The sequence below is a fragment of the Dactylosporangium aurantiacum genome (genome assembly GCF_000716715.1).
In the GTDB taxonomy this organism is placed as follows: domain Bacteria; phylum Actinomycetota; class Actinomycetes; order Mycobacteriales; family Micromonosporaceae; genus Dactylosporangium; species Dactylosporangium aurantiacum.
This window is the reverse complement of record NZ_JNYJ01000050.1, coordinates 47437-64143: the sequence shown is the minus strand read 5'-3', so window position 1 is coordinate 64143 and position 16707 is coordinate 47437. Positions and strand designations below refer to the sequence as shown.

The 16707-nt window shown below is 72.3% G+C and carries 15 protein-coding genes; 6 read left to right on the top strand and 9 right to left on the bottom strand.

Annotation, left to right across the window (positions count from 1 at the left end; all coding sequences use genetic code 11):
• Nucleotides 1-366: 366 nt before the first annotated feature.
• From OP18_RS41255 to cofD, 3 genes are all read right to left on the bottom strand, one after another.
• Nucleotides 367-915 (bottom strand): NUDIX hydrolase, encoded by a 549-nt coding sequence (locus OP18_RS41255; protein WP_033364647.1) that lies wholly within the window; start codon nt 913-915, stop codon nt 367-369.
• Nucleotides 912-2171: a coenzyme F420-0:L-glutamate ligase gene (locus tag OP18_RS62380; RefSeq protein WP_313900983.1), complete on the bottom strand. Its 1260-nt coding sequence runs from the start codon at nt 2169-2171 to the stop codon at nt 912-914. Before OP18_RS62380 ends, OP18_RS41255 begins: the two co-directional genes overlap by 4 nt.
• A gap of 212 nt (nt 2172-2383) precedes the next feature.
• Nucleotides 2384-3340, bottom strand: a complete 957-nt coding sequence (gene cofD, locus OP18_RS41245) for a 2-phospho-L-lactate transferase (RefSeq protein WP_033364646.1) — start codon at nt 3338-3340, stop codon at nt 2384-2386.
• A gap of 142 nt (nt 3341-3482) precedes the next feature.
• Between cofD and OP18_RS53800 the strand changes: the two genes are divergently transcribed.
• Both OP18_RS53800 and OP18_RS41235 read left to right on the top strand, forming a co-directional pair.
• Nucleotides 3483-5282, top strand: coding sequence for a hypothetical protein (locus OP18_RS53800; RefSeq protein ID WP_052388103.1), 1800 nt, complete (start codon nt 3483-3485; stop codon nt 5280-5282).
• 172 nt (nt 5283-5454) lie between these two features.
• A complete protein-coding gene (locus OP18_RS41235) occupies nt 5455-7935 on the top strand; it encodes a bifunctional FO biosynthesis protein CofGH (protein ID WP_052388102.1) in 2481 nt (826 codons plus the stop codon).
• On the opposite strand, the gene OP18_RS41230 is transcribed toward OP18_RS41235, so the two are convergent.
• Nucleotides 7908-8594 carry a signal peptidase I gene (locus OP18_RS41230; RefSeq protein ID WP_033364644.1) on the bottom strand — a complete coding sequence of 229 codons (687 nt, stop codon included), beginning with the start codon at nt 8592-8594 and terminating at the stop codon, nt 7908-7910. The genes OP18_RS41235 and OP18_RS41230 overlap by 28 nt on opposite strands.
• Nucleotides 8595-8993: 399 nt before the next feature.
• Here OP18_RS41230 and OP18_RS56075 point away from each other — a divergent pair, with 399 nt between their 5' ends.
• Nucleotides 8994-9251 (top strand): WhiB family transcriptional regulator, encoded by a 258-nt coding sequence (locus OP18_RS56075; protein WP_033364663.1) that lies wholly within the window; start codon nt 8994-8996, stop codon nt 9249-9251.
• Nucleotides 9252-9298: 47 nt separating this feature from the next.
• Here OP18_RS56075 and OP18_RS41220 read toward each other — a convergent pair whose 3' ends face one another.
• On the bottom strand, nt 9299-9655 hold the full coding sequence (locus OP18_RS41220) for a DUF3499 domain-containing protein (protein WP_033364642.1): 357 nt from the start codon (nt 9653-9655) through the stop codon (nt 9299-9301).
• A 173-nt stretch (nt 9656-9828) separates the two neighbouring features.
• On the opposite strand from OP18_RS41220, the gene OP18_RS41215 reads away from it, so the two are divergent.
• Nucleotides 9829-10278, top strand: coding sequence for a metallopeptidase family protein (locus tag OP18_RS41215; protein ID WP_033364641.1), 450 nt, complete (start codon nt 9829-9831; stop codon nt 10276-10278).
• 4 nt (nt 10279-10282) lie between these two features.
• Here OP18_RS41215 and OP18_RS41210 read toward each other — a convergent pair whose 3' ends face one another.
• The 4 genes from OP18_RS41210 to OP18_RS41195 are packed head-to-tail and all read right to left on the bottom strand — an operon-like array spanning nt 10283 to nt 14080.
• Nucleotides 10283-11629: an NAD(P)/FAD-dependent oxidoreductase gene (locus OP18_RS41210; protein WP_033364640.1), complete on the bottom strand. Its 1347-nt coding sequence runs from the start codon at nt 11627-11629 to the stop codon at nt 10283-10285.
• Nucleotides 11626-12219, bottom strand: a complete 594-nt coding sequence (locus OP18_RS41205; protein ID WP_052388101.1) for a pyridoxamine 5'-phosphate oxidase family protein — start codon at nt 12217-12219, stop codon at nt 11626-11628. Before OP18_RS41205 ends, OP18_RS41210 begins: the two co-directional genes overlap by 4 nt.
• A complete protein-coding gene (locus tag OP18_RS41200) occupies nt 12204-13583 on the bottom strand; it encodes an aspartate aminotransferase family protein (RefSeq protein WP_033364661.1) in 1380 nt (459 codons plus the stop codon). The genes OP18_RS41205 and OP18_RS41200 overlap by 16 nt, the downstream gene beginning before the upstream one ends.
• Nucleotides 13580-14080, bottom strand: a complete 501-nt coding sequence (locus OP18_RS41195) for an Lrp/AsnC family transcriptional regulator (RefSeq protein ID WP_211273833.1) — start codon at nt 14078-14080, stop codon at nt 13580-13582. The genes OP18_RS41200 and OP18_RS41195 overlap by 4 nt, the downstream gene beginning before the upstream one ends.
• Before the next feature lie 230 nt (nt 14081-14310).
• Here OP18_RS41195 and OP18_RS41190 point away from each other — a divergent pair, with 230 nt between their 5' ends.
• Nucleotides 14311-15546, top strand: a complete 1236-nt coding sequence (locus tag OP18_RS41190; protein WP_245635703.1) for a polyamine ABC transporter substrate-binding protein — start codon at nt 14311-14313, stop codon at nt 15544-15546.
• Between the two features lie 4 nt (nt 15547-15550).
• Nucleotides 15551-16699, top strand: a complete 1149-nt coding sequence (locus tag OP18_RS41185) for an ABC transporter ATP-binding protein (protein WP_033364638.1) — start codon at nt 15551-15553, stop codon at nt 16697-16699.
• Nucleotides 16700-16707 lie beyond the last annotated feature (8 nt).

Genomic DNA, 16707 nt, shown 5'->3' with positions numbered 1-16707 from the left:
GTCACGATCCACCGGACGGAACTGCTTCGCCATACCCAATGATCGATCGAGTACCGCGAAAGCGGAACTATCCACACATACCGAAAACGCAACAGGCTCGATGACCCCAGCCGTCCGCCGGGTCGCGGCGGTTCACGTCGGTGGTGCCAAGCTCCACCGGGTCGCGTGCCGGGTCGCGGCGGTTCACGTCGGTGATGCCGGGCTCCACCGGATCGCGTGCCGGGTCGGGTGCCCGATCGCGTGCCGGGTCGGGTGCCCGATCGCGTGCCGGGTCGGGTGCCCGATCGCGTGCCGGGACCGCGGGTCACCTGCCGGGCCAGGCGGGGTCGGCTGCCCGGTCCGCCGGCTCGGGTGCCGGGAGCGCGGTCAGCTGCTGCGGGCCCAGGCCAGCGCCGGAGCGACGAGCGGCTCGGTGGCGCCCGCGAGGGGTGTCGGCAGGTCGTCCGGGGCGAACCAGCCCAGCGCCGCCGACTCGGTGCTCACGGTCTCGACGGCGCCGGCGGGGGCGATCGCCGCGTACCGGATGTCGTAGTGCAACGACGGCACGCCCGCGCACTGCACGTGGTGCACGTCGAGGTCGATCGGCGCCTCGCTGATCCGCAGCCCGGCGATCCCCGACTCCTCGGTCGCCTCCCGCAGCGCGGCCGCCGCCACCGTCGCGTCCCCGGGCTCGCAGTGCCCGCCGAGCTGGACCCAGCGCTTGATCCGCCCGTGCAGGCACAGCAGGACCCGCTCCGCGGTCGAGTCGACGACCAGGGCACTCGCCGTGACGTGGGCGCCGGGGTGCTCCCGCCACATCGTCGACGGCCCCCGGAGGACGAACTCGATGAAGCGCCGCCGGGTCTCCTCGGCCTCCTCGGTTGGAGCCTTCCACTGGGTCAGCACCGCGAGTGCGTCATCGTGCAACGTCGTCATAGTGACGGCAGGCTACCGCGCCCGACGACGAGCACCCCGAGGGGCACGCCACCTTCCGGCACGACGGCACCGGACAGGTCGACCCGATCCGCCTCCAGCCACCCGGAAGCCACGCCGTCGGCGGCCAGCCCTGCCCTGATCCGCTGCACCTCCATCCCCGCCTCGACCGCCCGCCGCAGGTCACCGGCCGGCGCCCAGACCAGCAACACCTTCTCGACCCCCGACCTCGCATCCACTCCCACTCCCGCTCGCGCGCCCGACTCGTCGCCCGACCCAGCGTCCGACCCGGTGCCCGTCCCCGCAGCCGACCCGGCGGCCACCCCAGCAGCCGGCCCAGCAGCCGGCCCAGCAGCCGGCCCAGCAGCCGACCCAGCAGCCGACCCGGCAGCCGACCCAGCAGCCGACCCGGCGGCCAGCTCGCCGGAGGACAGCGCCTCGGTGGGGAGGACGTCGGTGGGCAGCTCGGGGAACAGGATCGGCGGGGTGTCCCGGATGGCCGCGGCGGCCCGCAGACCCTTGGCGACCGCCTCCGCCGTGCCGAGGGAGAACAGGTCGGCGTCGGCGCCGCGGATCAGGGCGGCGGCGCCGGTGCCGTGGCCGTCGGCGCGGACCGGCAGGCCCCGCACGACCGCGACCGGCACCTGGCCGGTCTTGCCCTTCACCAGGTCGGCGGCGGCGGCGATCTCGTCGATCACGGCCATCTGCGTGAGCTGCAGCTCGTTGCCGTGCACGTCGCGCACGCCCCGGTAGTCGGTCAGGGCGTCGATGCCGGCGGCGCCGATGGCCACGTCGGTCAGGCCCATCCGCCAGGGGCGGCCCATGGTGTCGGTGACGACGACCGCGACCCGCCGGCCGAACCGCTCCCGCAGCTCGTCGCGCAGCCAGCGGGCCGAGGCGTCGGGATCCTTGGGCAGCAGCACGAGCCGGGTCGGCTCCACATTGGACGCGTCGATCCCGGCCGACGCCAGCACGAACCCGTGATGCGTCTGCACGATCCGCGTCGCGCCGCGGCGGGCGACGACCCTGGCCGTCTCGGCCCGCAGCACCGCCTCGCGGGCGGCCTCGCGCGCCGGCTCGTCGAGGGGGACGTCGACGAGCCGCCCCTCGGCCTTGCTGACCACCTTGCTGGTGACCACGAGGACGTCCCCGTCGACCAGCCACGGCGCGGCGGCCGCGATCAGCCCCGCCAGGTCGTCGCCGGGCCGCACCTCGCCGATGCCCAGCACCGGCCGCACCTCGAACCCACCAGGCGGCACCTGGAACCCACCCGGCGCCACCGCACCCGACCCATCCCCACCCGCACGCTCCGACCCACCCGTGCCCCCACCGGCGAGCACCTCCGACCCGCCCGAGCCACCACCCGCGCGGACCTCCGACCCGCCCGGACCGCCATCCGCGCGGAACCCAGGCCCGCCCGGGCCGCCATCCGCGCGGAACCCAGGCCCGCCCGGGCCGCCCACGGCACCGCTCATGCCACGCCCGCCACGGACAGCGCCTCCCGGACGATCGCCGAGGTTGCCGCCACATCCGTCATCCACAGCGGCCTGGCGCGGACCGTCAGCCCGGGCACCTCGACCCCCGCGTCGGTCTCGTCGACCAGCCAGCCGTCGAGGACCCCGCCGGCCGAACGGGCACCGAACAGGCCGCCGACGCCGGCGGGACTGCACTCGACATGCATCACGGCGAGGCACTTGTCGGCCATGCCGCGCACCGGGGCGGTGCCGATGATCGGGGAGACGCCGACGACCGGGGCGGTGCCCGTCGTGACCGCCTCGCGGACCGCGGGGACGGCGAGGATCGGCGCGATCGACACGATCGGGTTGCTCGGGGCGACCAGCACGACGTCGGCGGCGGCGAGCGCCTCCAGCACACCCGCGGCGGGCTTGGCCGACTCGGCGCCGACGAACACGAACCTGGACGTCGGCACCTCCGCCCGGTGACGGATCCACCACTCCTGGAAGTGGATCGCGCGGCTGGCGCCGTCGATCTCGACGACGGCGTGCGTCTCGACCCGGTCGTCGCTGGCCGGGAGCATCCTGATGCCGGGCCGCCACCGGTCGCAGAGCGCCTCGGTGACCGCGGACAGCGGATAGCCGGCGTCGAGCATGCGGGTGCGCACCAGGTGGGTCGCGATGTCCTTGTCGCCGAGGCCGAACCAGGTCGGCTCGGCGCCATACGCGGCGAGCTCCTCCTTGACGGTCCATGTCTCGCCGACGCGGCCCCAGCCGCGCTCCGGGTCGGCGCCGCCGCCGAGCGTGTACATGACGCTGTCGAGGTCGGGGCAGATCCGCAACCCGTGCAGCGTCACGTCGTCACCGACGTTGACCACCGCGGTGACCTCCGCGCCCAACTCCTGCCCCACGGCGCGCACCCCGAGAAGGAAGCGCGCGCCGCCGATCCCACCGGCCAGAACCACGATCCGCATGCCCTCATCCTGCCCCACGGGGACGACACTTCCCGTGCCGGCCGTGACCGCCGGGCGATGCCGTCCACGCACGCGGATTTTCCGTTCGACGGCTAGGCTGCGAGCGACCTGTCGCGTGACCGCTAGATCTTGGGGAGAGCCAGTGAGCACCCAGCCACCCGAGCCGACGTCCTCGGCGGCGCCGCACCCGGCCTACGCCACCGGACCGGCCACCTCGTCGTTCCAGCCGCAGCCCCAGCCGCAGCAGCCGCAGGCCGCCCCGGCACAGCCGGCCGCGCCGGTCGACGTCAAGAAGGCCCGCGCGCTCACCATGCCGTATCGCGAGCTGGCCGCGTTCGTGCTGCTGGGTGTGGCCGGAGCGTTCCTGCTCGCCGGGCTCCTCGCGCTGCTGAGCACGCTGACCAGCCAGTTCCTGAGCAACGCGGGCGGCTCGTTCGGCGCGTTCGTCTCGATCGAGACGGCCGCGCTGCCGATCCTCGCGGTGCTGCTCGCGACCCACCTCGACCCGGTCGTGCCGAAGGCCAAGACCATCGTGCTGATCGCGCTCGTGGAGTACGCCGTCGCGGCCCTGTTCGGCCTGGTCATGCTGCTGGCCAGCCTGATCGGCGACCTGCGCCCCGAGACCTCGCTCAGTGCCGGCATCGCCCTGTCGATCTTCCTGACCCGCCTCGGCGGTCTGGCGCTCGTCGGGCTCGGCCTCTTCCTTGTCATTCGCGTGTACCTCGGTGCGTACGCCCCACCGAAGCCGGCCCCCGGCGTCTACGGCCAGCCCGCGTACCCGTACGGGCCGCAGGGATACCAGTACCCGCAGCAGCAGTACGCCCAGCAGCAGTACGCCCAGCAGCAGGGCTACCAGCAGCAGCCCGGCTACCAGCAGCCGCAGACCGGCGGCTGGACGAACCCCGCGACCACCGGCACGGGACAGGTCGTGCCGGCGGCGGGCCAGCAGGGGTATGCCACGCAGCAGATGAACTACGCCGCCGCCCAGGCCTCGGGCGCCCCGGCGACCGGCTACAACCCGCAGGCGGCCGGGCCGCAGCAGGGCGCGTACAACCCGGCCGCGACCGGCGCCCCCGCGTTCAACGCGCCGTCGACGGGCGCCCCCGCGTTCACGGCACCGGCGTCCGGCGCCCCCGCGTATGCCCAGCAGCAGCCCCCGGCGGCCCAGCAGCCCGCGCCGGCCACCGGTGCCGAGCCGGTGTCCGCCGCTCCCGCCTCGACGCCGCCGCTGAGCTCACCGTTCGCGGCGTACACGGCGCCGGCCGCCCAGCCGGTCTCGGCCCCGCCCGTCACGCCGCCGGTCTCGGCGCCCCCGGCCGGGTCCGGTGACGGTGGGGTGACCCCGTCGGGTGGCTTCGCCGCGGCCGGCTGGCCGGGCGGCTCATCGACCCACCCCACGTCGGGCGCCGCCGCCGGGACGGGCGCCGCCCCGGAGCCGACCACCGGCACGGGCCAGGACACGGGCGGCGCGGCGTCGCCGTTCGGCAAGACCGGAGCGTTCCCGGCCGAGGGCCAGGCCGCCCACGCGGAGGACCAGCCCCAGACCGCCCAGGCGGAGCACCAGGCGCCCCCGGTGACCCATGACGAGCCGGTGACCCAGGCGCCCCCGGTCAGCATCGCGAAGGCCGACGCCGACCCGGACGCCACCGCCGCCTACACCCCGGTCCAGGCCGCGCCGGCCGCCGCCGGGGAGCAGACCGCCACCCACGCCGCCACGGATCCGGACGCCACCCAGACCACGGGCCCGGTGGCCGCGCCGGCCGAGGAGCCGACCGCGGCCCAGGCGCCCGCGCCCGACCCCGACGCCACCCAGGTCCACCCGGTGGCCGACCCCGAGGCGACCACGGCGTTCACCGCGCCCGCCGGGCACGGCGCCGAGCACCGTACCGACGACGACGGCGACGACACCCAGCGCACCCAGGTGATCCCGCCCAGGTCCTGACCCGTCCCACCTCGAGCAGGCACCGCGGGCACCCGCCGACCACGGCGGGTGCCCGCGGCGTCAGGAGCGCCGCAAGGAGAACAGTCACATCGGGTGTGCGGGCCCATCGGCCCGGCGGCGGCCTAGGCTGCAAAGCGTGACGTCTGTAGTCAGAGGTACCGAGGACAACGCCATGCGCCGGGCGTTGCGGCGCGCGGCGGACGGCCGTGCCCTCGACGTGACCGAGGCCGCCGTGCTGCTGACCGCCCGGGGCCAGGCCCTCGACGAGCTGCTCGCCATCGCCGGCGCGGTCCGTGACGCGGGCCTCGCCGACGCGGGACGGCCGGGCGTCGTCACGTACTCGAGGAAGGTCTTCATCCCGCTGACCCGGCTGTGCCGGGACCGGTGTCATTACTGCACGTTCGCGACGGTGCCGCACCGGCTGCCCAGCGAGTACCTGGAGATCGACGAGGTCCTCGCGATCGCCCGGGAGGGCCAGGCCCAGGGCTGCAAGGAGGCGCTGTTCACGCTCGGCGACCGGCCGGAGGACCGCTGGGAGCAGGCGAAGCGCTGGCTGGACGAGCGCGGCTACGACTCGACCCTGGACTACCTGCGCGCCTGCGCGATCGCGGTGCTGGAGGAGACGGGGCTGCTGCCGCACCTCAACCCGGGTGTGCTGTCGTGGGCGGAGCTGCAGCGGCTGAAGCCGGTGTCGCCGAGCATGGGCATGATGCTGGAGACCACCGCGACCCGCCTCTGGTCGGAGCCGGGCGGCGCCCACTATGGCTCGCCGGACAAGGAGCCCGCGGTCCGGCTGCGGGTGCTGGACGACGCGGGCCGGGTCGGCGTGCCGTTCACGACCGGCATCCTGATCGGCATCGGCGAGACGATCGAGGAGCGCGCCGAGTCGCTGTTCGCGATCCGCCGCACGATGCGGGAGTACGGGCACATCCAGGAGGTCATCGTCCAGAACTTCCGCGCCAAGCCGGACACGGCGATGCGCGGTATGCCCGACGCGCAGCTGCACGAGCTGGCCGCGACGGTGGCGGTCGCCCGGCTGGTCCTGGGGCCGAAGGCGCGGATCCAGGCCCCGCCCAACCTCATCGACGAGGAGCACGGCCTGCTGCTGCGGGCGGGCATCGACGACTGGGGCGGCGTCTCCCCGGTGACCCCGGACCACGTCAACCCGGAGCGGCCCTGGCCGGCCATCGACGAGCTGGCCGAGCGTTCCCGGCAGCACGGCTTCACGCTCAGGGAACGCCTCACCGTCTACCCGGAGTACGCGAAGAAGGGCGTCCCGTGGCTCGACGCCCGGCTGGCCGCCCACGTCGCGGCGCTCATGGACCCCGCGACCGGCCTGGCCCTGGAGGGCGTCAAGCCCGAGGGCCTGCCCTGGCAGGAGCCCGACGGCGGGATCGAGAGCAGCGGCCGCACCGACCTGCACGAGGCCATCGACACCGAGGGCCGCACCAGCGACCGCCGCGGCGACTTCGACGCCGTCTACGGCGACTGGCAGGAGGTCGCCGGCCGGGTCACCAGCGCGCCGGCCGCCCGCCTCGACAGTGAGGTCCACAATGGACTGCGGCTCGCCGAGGAGGAGCCGGGAAGCCTCCTGCTGCCACGGTACGAGGCCGCGGCGCTCGCGCTGTTCAATGTGGACGGCGCGGGACTGGAGGCGCTGACGCGGATCGCCGACGACCTGCGCCGCGACGCCGTCGGCGACGACATCACGTACGTCGTCAACCGCAACATCAACTTCTCCAACGTCTGCTACGTCGGGTGCCGGTTCTGCGCGTTCGCCCAGCGGGAGCGCGACGCGGACGCGTACCGGCTGTCCTACGAGGAGGTCGCCGACCGTGCCGAGGAGGCGTGGCGGGCCGGCGCCGGCGAGGTCTGCATGCAGGGCGGCATCGACCCGAAGCTGCCGGTGAGCGCGTACGCCGACCTGGTCCGCGCGATCAAGGCGAGGGTCCCGGGCATGCACGTCCACGCGTTCAGCCCGATGGAGATCGTGACGGCCGCGTCGAAGGCCGGCGTGTCGATCCGCGACTGGCTGACCCAGCTGAAGGACGCGGGCCTGGACACGATCCCGGGCACCGCCGCGGAGATCCTCGACGACGAGGTCCGCTGGGTCCTCACCAAAGGCAAGCTGCCGACGTCGGCGTGGGTGGAGGTGGTGACGACCGCGCACGAGCTGGGCATCCGGTCGAGCTCCACGATGATGTACGGCCACGTCGACCACCCCGGCCACTGGCTCGGCCACTTCCGCGTGCTGGCCGGCATCCAGGACCGCACGGGCGGCTTCACCGAGTTCGTGGCGCTGCCGTTCGTGCACCACAGCGCGCCGATCTACCTCGCCGGCATCGCCCGGCCGGGCCCGACGTGGCGCGACAACCGGGCCGTGCACGCGATGGCCAGGATCCTGTTGCACGGCCGGATCGACAACATCCAGTGCTCATGGGTGAAGCTCGGCGACGAGGGCACGGTCGCCATGCTCAACGGCGGCGCCAACGACATCGGCGGCACTTTGATGGAGGAGACCATCTCCAGGATGGCGGGCTCCGAGCACGGTTCCGCCCGCACCCAGCAGGAGCTGGAGGCGATCGGCAAGGCCGCCGGCCGCCCGGTCCGCCAGCGCACCACCACCTACGGCCACGTCACCGCCCGCGCCTGAACCAGCGGCGCGGCGGGGAAGCCGGCGGGCGAAGCGGCCGCCGGCACGCCGAAGGCAGCGGGCGGCAACACGGCAAAGGTGGCCGGCGGCGCGGCGGGGGAGTCGGCAGGCGGTGCGGCGGGCGAAGCGGGGACCGGCGGCGGCAGGGCAACGGGATCCGGCGGCAGCGCGCCGGTCGTGGGCACCATGGCCACCACCGCGACAAGGCCGCCGAGCACGACGATCCGCAGCACCCGCCGGCGAGGCCAGACGAGTGCCAGGATCAGCGCGCCACCGGCGATCTTGAACGGGTGCGTGCGGACCTGGACGACGGGCCAGCCCAGGTGCGGCAGGATCAGCCGGACCGGCCCGATCACCTGTCTTCGCTCCACCGGACGGGTGTCGGGCCGCTGGTTGGCGTCACCCTTCACCGTGAACGTGCCGTCCTCGGCCTGGGCGATCACCCGGTGGGTGACCAGCCCGCGGGGGTCGGAGTAGGTGACGATCTCGTAGACGGCAAGGGAATCGGCATTCGGATCGACGAGAATCACATCGCCGGCGTGCAGCGCGGGTGACATCGACTCCGACATGACCACGTAGGGCTTCCAGCCCAGGCCGGCGACGCCGACCGTGAACAGCACGATGGTGACCGCGGCGCCGAGCAGCAGCCGCCTGATCACGACAGTACCCCGGGTCGAGCCACTGCCGCGCCGAACTCCAGGTTTCCCCGCACATCGGCGTATTTCGGCGGTGGATCCGGGCCTCTGAGCGAAACGCGGGGAGCAAACCCGGCGCGTCCGGCGTGTCGCCCGTTACCTCCGGCGGGGCTTGCTCGGTATGGGTACGGCACGGGGTGCAGGCGATCGCCCGAGCGGGCCTATTTATCAGGTTCGGCTTGACGACGCACGCATTACACGCGTGTAATTTCACGGGGGATGTTCGAGGGGATGACCGAAAGTCGGCCATCTTTCGGACATATAGAACACCGCGCCGAGGAACAGCAACCTTGTAGGACATGCGCCTTCCGCGTGGGGGGTTGCGCCGGCATCGTCGCCGGCGCGCAAGAAGGAGGCACGCTGATGGACGGCCGACCAGTCGTGGCCGACCTGCTGGGTAACGCTCCGGAGTGGCAAGAACGCGCTTTGTGCTCGCAGACCGACCCGGAGGCATTCTTTCCGGAGAAGGGTGGGTCTACCCGGGAGGCCAAGCGCATCTGCTCACGCTGTGAGGTGCGGGCGGACTGCCTTGAGTACGCGCTCGGACACGACGAGCGCTTCGGGATCTGGGGTGGGCTCTCAGAACGGGAGCGTCGCAAGCTCAAACGACGCGCTGCCTAGCAGGTCGCAGGTTTTGTGAAGGGCGCCGGCCGCAGGGCCGGCGCCCTTCACGCGTCCGGAGGAATGACCCGCAGGTGCCCGCGGCGGCCCTGCTGGTGCGGGTGGTTGCCGGGGTCCTCCTTGTGCGGCGCGGGGCGGGCGGCCTCGCGGACCGCCTCGGCCAGGGCGACGAGGTCGTCGTTGGACGGCGGGGGTGGACCATACTCACCCTCGTGCCGGACCAGGTCCCAGCCCCGGGGTGCGGTCAGGCCGCGGGCGTGCGATTCACACAGGTCATAGGAGTGCGGCTCGGCGAACGCCGCGAGCGGACCGACGACTGCGGTCGATTCGGCATAAATGTACGTCAACGTCGCAACGGGCTGTCGGGGGCATCCGTTGCGCGAGCATCGACGTGGGGTCCTCACGGCCGAACCGTATCGCTCCGTGGGCCGCAGCCCAACCCCGAAGCCTCACGACACGCCGTGGTGACCACGCCGACACGCCCGTCCGGTTGACGAACGGCACGTCGAAGTGGCATGGACGATCGCACGGTGGCGCCGAACCACTGCCGTCGCGGTCGTGGCGCTACGCTGACAGCGTGGCGAGCCCCGATCGACGACGCAGCGGTCCCGGACGGCGCGGCCGCGACCGGCATGGTCGAGGGCTGCGCGGCCGGCTGGTGCCCGCCTCCCTGCCGATGTCCCGCACCCGCGCGGAGATGTTCGACGACCTGGTCCTCGACTCCGTCGAGCAGCTGGAGCAGCGCTTCGCCAACGAGCTGGCCGGCGTCGAGTTCGCCGTCGAGGACGTCCCGCCGGACCTGAACGTCTACGACTCCGACGTCCTGGAGGACGGCGAGGTGCCGCTGGCCAGGCTGCTGCCCGGCCGTCCCGGCCGGCACGGCGTGCCACCGCGCATCGTGCTCTACCGCCGGCCGCTGGAGTTCCGCGCCGCGGACCACGACGACCTCGCAGACCTGGTCCACGACGTGATCCTGGAGCAGGTCGCCAACCTGCTCGGGGTGGCGCCGGAGGATCTCGAGCCCTGACACGTCAGCCGCCCAGCACGCGCGCCATGAGGGCGGCCCGCCGCGACGGCCGCCCGGTCCGTGACTCCGACGCGTCGGCGCCGGTCATGACCCGCAGGGTGGTGTTGACCCCGAGCCAGCGCAGCGGCTCCGGCTCCCACCGCGGCGAGCGGTGCCCCACCCAGGGCAGGCCGACCAGCGGCGAGTCCACCTTGCGGATGAGGTCCGCGAGGGTACGGCCGGCGAGGTTGGACGTGCCGACCCCGTCGCCGACGTAGCCGCCCGCCCACGCCAGGCCCGTGACCGGGTCGAGCCCGACCGACGCCATCCAGTCCCGCGCGATGCCGAGCGGCCCGCCCCAGGTGTGCCCGATCTCGGCGTCGCCGAGCGCCGGGAACAGCTCGACCAGGACCCGGCGCAGCTCGGCGAAGACCCGCGGCGACGCGTCGAACGACGGCGAGACCGCGGATCCGAAGTGGTACGGCGCGCCCCGCCCGCCGAAGGCGAGCCGGTCGTCGGCGGTGCGCTGGCCGTAGATGATGAGGTGCCGGTGGTCGGAGAACGTCTCGCGGTGGGCCAGCCCGGCCGACGCCCAGAACGACGCGGGCAGCGGCTCGGTCGCGATCATCAGCGAGTAGACCGGCGCGATCGCCCGGCGCAGCCCCGGCAGCCGGGGCGTGAACCCTTCGGTGGCCCGCACCACGATCGGCGCGCGGACCGTCCCGTGTGGAGTGTCGGCCCGCCCGGCGCTGATCGCCGTGACCGGGGTCCGCTCGTACAGGCGCACCCCGAGCCGCTCGACGGCGTCGGCCAGCCCTCGCACCAGCTTCGCCGGCTGGATCGCCGCGCAGTGCGGCGTGTACGTGCCGCCGAGCACGCTGGTCGCGCCGACCCGCTCGGTCGCCTCGGCGGCCGACAGCAACCGCAGGTCGATCCCCAGTTCCTGCGCCTCGGCGACCTCGCGCCGCGCCCGCTCCAGCTGCACCGCCGAGCGCGCCAGGACGACGGTGCCGCCCTTGGCGTAGTCGCAGTCGATGCCCTCGGCCGCGGCGACCCGCCCGACCTCGTCCACTGTGGACTCCATGGCGGCGTTGAGCGCCAGGGCGGCGTCCAGCCCGTGCGTGCGGGCCAGCGCCGGCACCGACCGGGGGAACAGCGCCGAGCACCAGCCGCCGTTGCGCCCGCTGGCCCCGAACCCGGCGGTCTCCGCCTCCAGGACCACCACGCGCAGCGCCGGGTCGGCCTTGGCGAGGTAGTAGGCCGTCCAGAGTCCCGTGTACCCGGCGCCGACGATCGCCACGTCGGCGTCGACGTCGCCGGGCAACGGGGCACGCGGCGGCACCGAAGGAAGCACGGACATCCAGAAACTCATGATTCCTCCTCGCACTCGATCGGTTCGCCGCGTTCAACGCGAAACGGCACTACCCCGGTCCACACGTCATATCCGGCGTCCTCGGGGGAGGTGCTCGGCGGGCCGGCGCTCACCTTGACGGAGACCTCGGTGAGCGGCAGTGCGAGGACCAGGGTGGCGGCCAGTTCTTTGCGTGAGGGCGGCCGTACCTCGGCCCACCGGCCGGGCAGGATGTGCTCGCTGATCGTGCGCAGGGCCGGCACCTTGTCCTCGACGACCGTGCAACGGCCCAGGGCCATCACCGACCGGTAGTGCATCGAGGTCTCGAACGCGCTGCGGGCCAGGACCAGGCCGTCCAGCAGCGTCACCGTGAAGCAGCACGGCGCGCCGCCGGCGAGGGTGCGAAACAGCCGGCTGCCGGTGGAGCCGTGGAACAGCACCGAGGAGCCGGACCGGCCGTACGCGACGGGAATCGCGTACGGCTGTCCATCGTGGACGATCGCGACCTGGGCGACCGTCCCCGCGTCGAGAATGCCGTGCAGCACCGCCGGATCGTCGACCTGCAGCTCGGGCAGCCGGCGGACGCTGGTGCGGCTTACAGGCGCGCCCATGCCTCGGTCAGTACCGAGCGCAGGATCTGCTCGATCTCGGCGAAGTGGCCCTCGTCGCAGATCAGCGGCGGCGCGAGCTGGATCACCGGGTCGCCGCGGTCGTCGGCGCGGCAGTAGAGCCCGGCGTCGAAGAGGGCCTTGGACAGGAAGCCGCGCAGCAGCGCCTCGGACTCCTCGTCGTTGAAGGTCTCCTTCGTCGCCTTGTCCTTCACCAGCTCGATGCCGAAGAAGTACCCGTCGCCGCGCACGTCGCCGACGATCGGCAGGTCGTACAGGCGCTCCAGGTAGGACCGGAACAGCGGCGAGTTGGTCCGCACGTGCCCGTTGAGGTCTTCGCGCTCGAAGATGTCCAGGTTGGCCAGCGCCACCGCGGAGCCGACGGGGTGACCGCCGTAGGTGATGCCGTGGGCGAACCAGTTGGCGCCGTCCAGGAACGGCTCGGCGAGCCGCTCGGAGGCGAGCATGGCGCCGAGCGGCACGTAGCCGGAGGTGAGGCCCTTGGCGACGGTGATGATGTCGGGCTGGTAGCCGAAGCGGGTGGCGCCGAAGTACTCCCCGAGCCGGCCGAACGCGCAGATGACCTCGTCGGACACGAGCAGCACGTCGTAGCGGTCGCAGATCTCGCGGACCCGCTGGAAGTACCCGGGCGGGGGCGGGAAGCAGCCGCCGGCGTTCTGCACCGGCTCAAGGTAGACGGCCGCGACGGTCTCCGGGCCCTCGAACTCGATCGCCTCGGCGATGCGGTCCGCGGCCCAGACGCCGAACTGCTCCTCGGTCATCGACTCGTCGGGCCGGCGGTAGAAGTTGGTGTTGGGCACCCGGAACGTGCCGGGCACGAGCGGCTCGAACTCCTGCTTCAGCACGGGGATCCCGGTGATCGACAGGGCGCCCATCGACGTGCCGTGGTAGGCGATCGAGCGGGACAGCACCTTGGTCTTCATCGGCTTGCCGGTGCGCTTGAAGTACGAGCGGGCCAGCTTCCACGCGCTCTCGACGGCCTCGGAGCCGCCGGTGGTGAAGAAGACCCGGTTCAGGTCGCCGGGGGTCAGGTCGGCGAGCCGGTCGGCCAGCTCGATCGCCTTCGGGTGCCCGTAGGACCACAGCGGGAAGTACGCCAGCTCCGAGGCCTGCTTGGCGGCCGCCTCGGCGAGCTCGTGCCGGCCGTGCCCGGTCTGGACCACGAACAGCCCGGCGAGGCCGTCGAGGTAGCGCTTGCCGTTGCTGTCGTAGATGTACGGCCCGTCGCCGCGGACGATCACCGGGACGGGCGCCTCGGCATAGGCCGACAGGCGGGTGAAGTGCATCCAGAGGTGATCGCGGGCGGCCTGGTCGAGGCGCGCGGCGTCGGGCTGCTGATCGGTCATCGGGTCCCCCACGCATAGGTCTGCTTGGCGAGCTTGAGGTAGACGAAGGTCTCCGTGGCGGTCACGCCAGGGATGCTCCGGATCGTGTCGTTGAGAAGGTTGAGCAGGTGCTCGTCGTCGGTGCAGACCAGCTCGACGAGCAGGTCGTAGCCGCCGGCGCAGATCACCACGTAGTCGATCTCCGGCACCGCGGCGAGGGCCTTGGCGACCGGTCGCAGGTCGCCCTCGACCTTCAGTCCGATCATCACCTGCCGGGCGAAGCCCAGGGTCAGCGGATCCGTGACAGCCACGATCTGCATCACCCCGGTGTCGAGCAGGCGCTGCACCCGCTGGCGGACGGCCGCCTCGGACAGGCCCACGACCTTGGCGAGGGCGGCGTAGGACATGCGACCATCGCGCTGCAGCTGCTCGATGATCCGCTTGTTGACGTCGTCAAGGACGGGCTCGGTCACGTGTGGATTCTTGCCCATGACCCGGCAGTTGGCAACTAATTCCATAGCTTGATCCGTGCCGTTCTGCGGATTCGTGATGAGCCAGGAAGCGATCGTCGTTAGGGCCCGTATTTCAGCCGGGTGACGACGGTAACCTCGGTTTGACCATATGGCGCTTTTCGTTGTGCGGCTCGATCGTGACAACGGAATCCCTTGTCTGCGATGGCACCTCGTGTCAGGATCGGTCGTCGGTTACCGCCCCCCAAGGTTCCGGCCCGAGATCCGTAGGAGCCCTCGTGCGAAACCCCTCTCGCCCGCCGCTCTCCGCAGAAGCGGCCGCGGTCCTCAATGCCACCGGCCTGTCGCGCCGGACCCTGATGCGTGGTCTGTTCGCCGGTGGTGCCCTCATCGCGACGGGCGGCGGCCTGGCCGCCTGCGGCACGAAGCCCGCCAAGAAGACCGAGGCGGAGAAGGCGGCGTGCGTCGCCACCGACGTCTCCGCCACCGAGAAGAAGCTGACCTTCTCCAACTGGCCCCTCTACATCGACGTCGACGAGAAGGACGAGACGAAGCGGCCGACCCTCGACGCGTTCGCCGCGAAGACCGGCATCGCCGTCACGTACAACGAGGACGTCAACGACAACAACGAGTTCTTCGGCAAGGTCCGCAACCAGCTGCAGGCCTGCCAGTCGATCGACCGCGACGTCATGGTGCTCACCGACTGGATGGCCTCCCGCGTCGTCGGCCTCGGCTGGGTCCAGCAGTTCGACAACGCCAAGACGCCGAACTTCACCAAGAACGTCCTCGCGACCCTGCGCAACCGGCCGTGGGACAAGGACATGAAGTTCGCCGCGCCATGGCAGTCGGGGCTCACCGGCATCGCGTACAACGCGAAGGTCACCAAAGAGGTCCGCACCATCGACGAGCTGCTCACCCGCGCCGACCTCAAGGGCAAGGTGGCGGTGCTCTCCGAGATGCGCGACACCGTCGGGCTGATCCTCATGTCGCAGGGCAAGGACCCCGGCACCGTCACGGAGGCGGAGTTCGACGCCGCGCTGGAGAAGCTCAAGAAGGCCGTGGACTCCGGCCAGATCCGCAAGTTCACCGGCAACGACTACAAGGAAGACCTCAACAAGGGCGACCTCGCGGCCTGCATCGCGTGGTCCGGCGACGTCATCCAGCTCAGCGCCGAGAACGAGGACGTCAAGTTCGTCACGCCCGAGTCGGGCCTGATGCTGTGGTCGGACAACATCCTGATCCCGTCGACGGCGACCCACAAGGGCAACGTCGAGCAGCTCATCGACTACTACTACGACCCGAAGGTCGCGGCCGAGCTGGCGGCGTACGTCAACTACATCTGCCCGGTCCAGGGCGCGCAGGACGAGATGCAGAAGCTCGACCCCGACCTGGCCGGCAACCAGCTGATCTTCCCGGACGCCGCGACGCTCGCCAAGACCAAGGCGTTCAAGGCCCTCACCGAGGACGAGGACAAGAAGTTCTCGGCGAAGTTCGAAGCGATCTCGGGGGCCTGAGCCGATGACCGAGCAGCCATACGGAGCGAGCGGTGCCGACCTCAACCTGGTCGGCGTGACGAAGTCGTTCGGCGCGTTCACCGCCGTCGACGATCTCAGCCTGACGGTGCCCCAGGGGTCGTTCTTCGCCCTGCTCGGCGCCTCCGGTTGCGGCAAGACCACGACCCTGCGGATGATCGCCGGGCTCGAGGAGCCGACGACCGGCCGTATCCTGCTCGGCGACCAGGACGTGACGCGGCTGCGGCCGTACAAGCGCCCGGTCAACACGGTGTTCCAGAGCTACGCGCTCTTCCCGCACCTGTCCATCGCCGACAACGTCGCGTTCGGCCTGCGCCGGCGCGGCGTCAAGGGCATCGCCGACCAGGTGGAGCGGATGCTCCACCTGGTCGACCTCGACGGGTTCGGCAAGCGCAAGCCGTCGCAGCTGTCCGGCGGCCAGCAGCAGCGCGTCGCCCTGGCCCGGGCCCTGATCAACCACCCGCAGGTGCTGCTGCTCGACGAGCCGCTCGGCGCCCTCGACCTGAAGCTGCGCCGGCAGATGCAGGTCGAGCTCAAGCGGATCCAGACCGAGGTCGGCATCACGTTCGTGCACGTGACCCACGACCAGGAGGAGGCCATGACCATGGCCGACACGGTCGCGGTCATGAACGCCGGCAGGATCGAGCAGCTCGGCAGCCCGGTGGAGATGTACGACTTCCCCGGCACCGCCTTCGTCGCCAACTTCCTCGGCCAGTCCAACCTGTTCGCCGCCACGGTCACCGGCCGCTCCGGCGACGACGTCCTGGTCGAGTCGCACGGCGCCCGCTTCTCGGTGCCCGCCGCCCGCTGCCGGGTCACGGACGGCCCGGGGTGGCTCGGCGTGCGCCCGGAGAAGCTGCACCTCGCGACCGGGCTGGACAAGGTGCCGTCCGGGCACCAGTCCGTCACCGGCATCATCACCGACTCCTCCTACGTCGGCGTCAGCACCCAGTACCTGGTGCGGCCCGCCTGGGGCGACGAGCTGACCGTGTTCTCGCCCAACTCCGGCGTCGCCGCCCCGCTCGCGGTGGCCGGCGAGGTGACCGTGCACTGGCGCCCCGAGCACGCGTTCCTGCTGCCGCGTCCCGAAGGGCAGACGGTGGCGCCGGTCGTCGACGCCGAGGCCCTCGCATGAGCGGCCCG

Coding starts and splice junctions, on each gene's coding strand:
- OP18_RS41210 (WP_033364640.1), bottom strand. CDS start 11,629: ATGAGTTTCTGGATGTCCGTGCTTCCTTCGGTGCCGCCGCGTGCCCCG.
- OP18_RS41200 (WP_033364661.1), bottom strand. CDS start 13,583: ATGACCGATCAGCAGCCCGACGCCGCGCGCCTCGACCAGGCCGCCCGC.
- cofD (WP_033364646.1), bottom strand. CDS start 3,340: ATGCGGATCGTGGTTCTGGCCGGTGGGATCGGCGGCGCGCGCTTCCTT.
- OP18_RS41255 (WP_033364647.1), bottom strand. CDS start 915: ATGACGACGTTGCACGATGACGCACTCGCGGTGCTGACCCAGTGGAAG.
- OP18_RS41185 (WP_033364638.1), top strand. CDS start 15,551: ATGACCGAGCAGCCATACGGAGCGAGCGGTGCCGACCTCAACCTGGTC.
- OP18_RS41235 (WP_052388102.1), top strand. CDS start 5,455: ATGCGCCGGGCGTTGCGGCGCGCGGCGGACGGCCGTGCCCTCGACGTG.
- OP18_RS41195 (WP_211273833.1), bottom strand. CDS start 14,080: ATGGAATTAGTTGCCAACTGCCGGGTCATGGGCAAGAATCCACACGTG.
- OP18_RS56075 (WP_033364663.1), top strand. CDS start 8,994: ATGGACGGCCGACCAGTCGTGGCCGACCTGCTGGGTAACGCTCCGGAG.
- OP18_RS41205 (WP_052388101.1), bottom strand. CDS start 12,219: ATGGGCGCGCCTGTAAGCCGCACCAGCGTCCGCCGGCTGCCCGAGCTG.